Source organism: Streptomyces sp. NPDC059900 (assembly GCF_050270335.1).
Classification (GTDB): domain Bacteria; phylum Actinomycetota; class Actinomycetes; order Streptomycetales; family Streptomycetaceae; genus Streptomyces.
This window is the reverse complement of the sequence record NZ_JBNNJZ010000619.1, coordinates 1-4,566: the sequence shown is the minus strand read 5'-3', so window position 1 is coordinate 4,566 and position 4,566 is coordinate 1. Positions and strand designations below refer to the sequence as shown.

The 4,566-nt window shown below is 72.1% G+C and carries 5 protein-coding genes; 4 read left to right on the top strand and 1 reads right to left on the bottom strand.

The features are described 5' to 3' along the window. A partial coding sequence (locus ACQKIP_RS40450) for an alpha/beta fold hydrolase (protein ID WP_427745317.1) occupies positions 1 to 822 on the top strand: 822 nt, incomplete at its 5' end. Here the strand turns inward: ACQKIP_RS40450 and ACQKIP_RS40445 are convergent. Beyond that, positions 782 to 1,771, bottom strand: coding sequence for a helix-turn-helix transcriptional regulator (locus ACQKIP_RS40445; protein ID WP_365865833.1), 990 nt, complete (start codon positions 1,769 to 1,771; stop codon positions 782 to 784). The two genes, ACQKIP_RS40450 and ACQKIP_RS40445, sit on opposite strands and share 41 nt — an antisense overlap. Positions 1,772 to 1,899: 128 nt before the next feature. Between ACQKIP_RS40445 and ACQKIP_RS40440 the strand changes: the two genes are divergently transcribed. From ACQKIP_RS40440 to ACQKIP_RS40430, 3 genes are all read left to right on the top strand, one after another. After that, positions 1,900 to 2,805 (top strand): LysR substrate-binding domain-containing protein, encoded by a 906-nt coding sequence (locus ACQKIP_RS40440; RefSeq protein WP_365865708.1) that lies wholly within the window; start codon positions 1,900 to 1,902, stop codon positions 2,803 to 2,805. Positions 2,806 to 2,907: 102 nt separating this feature from the next. Beyond that, positions 2,908 to 3,477 (top strand): cysteine dioxygenase family protein, encoded by a 570-nt coding sequence (locus ACQKIP_RS40435; protein ID WP_365865706.1) that lies wholly within the window; start codon positions 2,908 to 2,910, stop codon positions 3,475 to 3,477. Next, complete coding sequence (locus ACQKIP_RS40430) at positions 3,477 to 4,535, top strand: YeiH family protein (protein WP_365865704.1); 1,059 nt, start codon at positions 3,477 to 3,479, stop codon at positions 4,533 to 4,535. The genes ACQKIP_RS40435 and ACQKIP_RS40430 overlap by 1 nt, the downstream gene beginning before the upstream one ends. Positions 4,536 to 4,566: the final 31 nt, after the last annotated feature.

Genomic DNA, 4,566 nt, shown 5'->3' with positions numbered 1-4,566 from the left:
ACGCTCGACCAGACCTACGCGGGACCGACCGGCACCGTCCGCTGGGCCGTCCTCGGCCCAGCGGACGCCCCGCCCGTCGTCCTGGTCCACGGCACCCCCTTCTCCTCGTACGTCTGGCGGGGCGTGGCCCGCGCGCTCTCCCGCGAGCACCGCGTGTACGTGTGGGACCTGCCCGGATACGGAACTTCTCAGATGCAGGACGGGCAGGACGTGACCCTGGCCGCGCAGGCCCGCGTCCTCACCGCGCTCCTCGCGCACTGGGAGCTCGACGAACCCGCCGTCATCGCCCATGACTTCGGCGGCTGCGTCGCGCTGCGCGCCCACCTCCTGCACGGCGCCCGCTACGGACGCCTCGCCGTGGTCGACCCGGTCGCCCTCGCTCCCTGGGGCTCCCCCGCCTACCGCCTGCTCGGCGAGAACGCCGGCGTCTTCGACCAGCTGCCGCCCGCCCTGCACGAGGCACTGGTGCGCGCGTACGTCTCTTCGGCCAGCCAACGCGGACTGCACCCCGCGGTCCTCGACCGCCTGGTCGAACCCTGGTGCACACCGGAGGGCAGGTCCGCCTTCTACCGGCAGATCGAGCAGAACGACCAGCGCTTCACGGACGAGATCCAGGACCGGTACGGGGAGTTGGCGCTGCCCGTCCTGATCTGCTGGGGCACGGAGGACACCTGGATCCCGGTGGAGCGCGGCCATGAGCTCGCCAAGCTGATCCCCGGCGCCGAGCTCCGCCTGATCGAGGGCGCGGGCCACCTCGTACAGGAGGACGCGCCCGCCGAGCTCACCGGCGGGCTGCTCCGCTTCCTGCGTACAGGCCGCTGACCGCGGCGGCGGCATCCGCCAGCTCGGCGCGCGCCTCGGGCGGCGAGAGCACTTCCACGGCGGCGGCGAACGGGAGCAGCGTGCGGGTGTCGCCGACGACGCCGAAGCCGAGCCGGACGGTGATCCACTCGCTCTTCCCGTCGTCCTCGGGGGGCGCGCTGAGGAATTGCCCCTTGAGGCGCAGGAACTGGGCGAAACGTTCGCGCGCGACCCGCGCCGTGACGTCGACGGCTACCGGCCGGTCCTCGACCTGCCTCTTCAGCACGCCCCAGACATCGGCCAACTCGACACCGGCCCTGCGCCGCACGGGCAGGTCCGTGAGGGTCGCCGCCCGCACCCGGTCGGCGCGGAAGAGCTGCGGGGCACCGCCCCGGTCGGCGACGAGATACCAGACGCCCGCCTTCGAGACGAGGCCGTAGGGATCCACGGTGTAGGTGCGCGGCCGGTCGTCGCCGCTGTGCAGGTAACGCAGGCGCAGCCGCCGGTCGGAGAAGACGGCGTCCTGGAGCACGTCGAGATCGCCGGTGACCGGATCCGAGCCGCGGGGCCCCGGCATCCAGCGCGCCGAGTCGACGAGGATGCGCCGGCTGGTCAGCTCGGCTGCGGGGCGGTGCGGTTCGGGCAGCGCCGCCATGACCTTGCGCAGAGCGGAGCCGAGCGCCTCGTCGAGGCCGAGCGCGGCGTGCGCGCCCTGCGCGGCCAGGATGAACAGCGCCCGGGACTCGTCCGCCGTGAGCCCCGTGACGTCCGTGCGGAAGCCGGGCAGGAGCGCGATGCCGCCGTGCCGCCCGCGCTCGGCGTACACCGGGACGCCGGATGCGGAGAGCGCCTCGATGTCGCGGTAGATGGTGCGCACGGAGACTTCGAGACGGTCGGCCAGTTCATGGGCGGGGACCTGCCCGCGGGTCTGGAGCAGCAGCAGGATCGAGAGCAGCCGGTCGGATTTCACGCGGTCAAGGATGACCGAAGCAGCTGTCATCGGCTGTCGGAAAGGCCGAAAAGACTGCCACCGGCTGTCAGGTATGGCCGATGAGGGGGCCTTGTCGGCGTCTCCCAAGTACTGCTTATGATTCAGCCGTGTTCGATTCCCGGCACATCAGGTCATTCCACGAAGTGGTCCGCACCGGCTCGTACTCCGCCGCCGCCCGCTCGCTCGGCTATACGCAGCCCGCGATCACCCAGCAGATGAAGGCGCTCGAACGCTCCGTCGGCACGGTGCTCTTCACCCGCGTCGGCCGCAAGATGCGCCTCACCGAGGCGGGCGAGGCGCTGTCCCGGCACGCGGGGATCATCCTCGGCAACATCAGCGCCGCCGAGCAGCAGATGAACGCCATCACGGGCCTGCGCACCGGACGCGTACGCATCTGCGCCTTCCCCAGCGCCAACGCCACCCTCATCCCCGAGACCCTGGCCCGGCTCACGGCGGGCCACCCCGGCGTGCGCGTCGAACTCCAGGAGGACGAACCGCCCGAGTCGCTCAGGCGCCTGGTGGACGGCGACTGCGACATCACGCTGGCGTTCCACTACCCCGGCCTGCACGAGGACGTACCGGACGACGTGGTGGAGATCCCGCTGATGGAGGACCAGCTGACGGTCCTCATGCCCTCCCGCCACCCGCTGGCCCGGCGCCGCTCCGTCAAGCTCGTCGACCTCGCGGGCGAACGCTGGATCGCGGGCTGCCTGCGCTGCCGCGCCAACTTCCTGCACGAATGCGCCGAACAGGGCTTCGCCCCTGACATCGCCTTCACCACGGACGACAACCTCGTCATCCAGAGCCTGGTCGCCGAGGGCCTCGGCATCGCGATGATGCCGGGCCTCGTCCTCGACTTCCTGCGCCACCGGCGGGTGACCGGACGGGCCCTCGATCCGGCGTCGCGCCGGCAGGTCTCGGCCTACGCCCTCAGGGAGCATCTGCGGATTCCCGCGACGGCGCTGGTGCTGGACGAGCTCAAAGCGGTCGCGGCGAACAAGGTGGGCTGCTGAAGCCCCGCCGTTCCCTCAACACCTCAATCCATAAGCAGAAGTTGGCATACGGCTTAGAAACTGTCGTTGGACGTGATGGAAGGGCGGCAGGACGCTGCCTGTATGAGTGCATCCATCACCGCATACCGCGCAGTGCGCACCACCGGGCGCATGGACACCCTCGTCGCCGGCGTCCGTGAGGCCGTCGGCCGGGGGCTGCCGCCGGACCTGACGGCGTACCTGGTCGGCGAGCGGCTCGCGCCGCATCTGGGCGCGGCCGACCTGCTCACCGACGAGCAGTGCGAGGGCGACCCCGGACGCTACCGGCAGCATCTGCTGCACGCCGAGCACGACGGCAGCTTCTCGGTGGTCGGCCTCGTCTGGCTGCCGGGCCAGCACACTCCGGTCCACGACCACGTCTCCTGGTGCGTCACCGGCGTCCACGAGGGAGCGGAGCAGGAGCGGCGCTACCGGCTCGTTCCGGCGGCGTCCGGCACTCCGGCGCATCTCGTCGCCACCGAGGACCTGGTCAACGAGCAGGGCTCGGTGTGCGGTTTTGCACCGCCGGGCGACATCCACCGCGTCTGGAACGCGGGCACGTGGCGGGCGATATCGCTCCACGTGTACGGCGCCGACATCTCCCGCCTCGGCACCAGCGTGCGCCGGGTGTACGAGCTGCCGGCCGACCGCTGATGGCGCTCCTCGGTCAACGCCACCAGGCCCCCCGCGTCCTGCCGTCGTCGCCTGCTCCCGGCCGCCGTCCGCTGCCGGGGCTCGGCCTCGCGGCCCTGGGGGTCGCGGCGGCGTGGGCGGTCCATGCCGCGTTCCCCGCCGTGCCGATGCTGACGGCTGCGGTGGTGCTCGGGCTCGCGGCGGCGCATGTTCCGGGGGTCCGCGCTTTCGTACGGGGCCGGGGCAAGGCGGGGCTCTCCCTGGCCGGGAAGCGGCTGATGCGGCTCGGCATCGTCCTGCTCGGCCTGAAGCTGAGCCTGGACGACGTCCTGGGTCTCGGCTGGGCGACGGTGGCGATGGTGCTCGGAGTGGTCTCCCTGACCTTCTTCGGGACGTGGTGGCTGGGCCGGCGGATGGGGCTGCCCGGCGATCAGCCGCTCCTGATCGCCACCGGCTACTCGATCTGCGGGGCGTCGGCGATCGGCGCTGTGGGTGAGGTGACCGAGAGCGAGGAGCGGGATGCGGCGGTCTCGGTGGCCCTCGTGACGCTCTGCGGGACGCTCGCCATCGCCGTACTCCCCTTGCTCCAGGGGCCGTTGGGGCTCACCGATGCCGAGTTCGGGCGGTGGGCCGGGGCGAGTGTGCACGACGTGGGGCAGGTCGTGGCCACGGCGCAGACCGCTGGAGCGGGGGCGTTGGGGGATGCGGTTCTCGTGAAGCTGATGCGGGTCGCGATGCTGGCGCCGCTGTTGGCGGGGGTTGGTCTTGCCCTGCGGGCGCGGTCCGCTGCCGCGGGTGGGGCGGCTGCGGGGGCGCGGCGGCCGCCGGTGGTTCCGCTGTTCGTGGCGGGGTTCTTGGTGATGGTGGCGGTGCGGAGCACCGGGTGGGTGCCGGGCGCCGTTCTGGACCTGGCGGGCCATGCCCAGGAACTGCTCCTCGCCGCGGCGCTGTTCGGCCTCGGCTCCGCGGTGGATCTGCCCTCGCTTGCCCGGACCGGGGGGCGGGTGGCGGCGCTCGGGCTTTGTGCGTGGGTCGTGGTGGCGGGGGTTTCTTATGCGGGGGTGTTGGTGGTGGGGTAGGGACCTTTCCCCAACCCCACCCCTTCCCGAA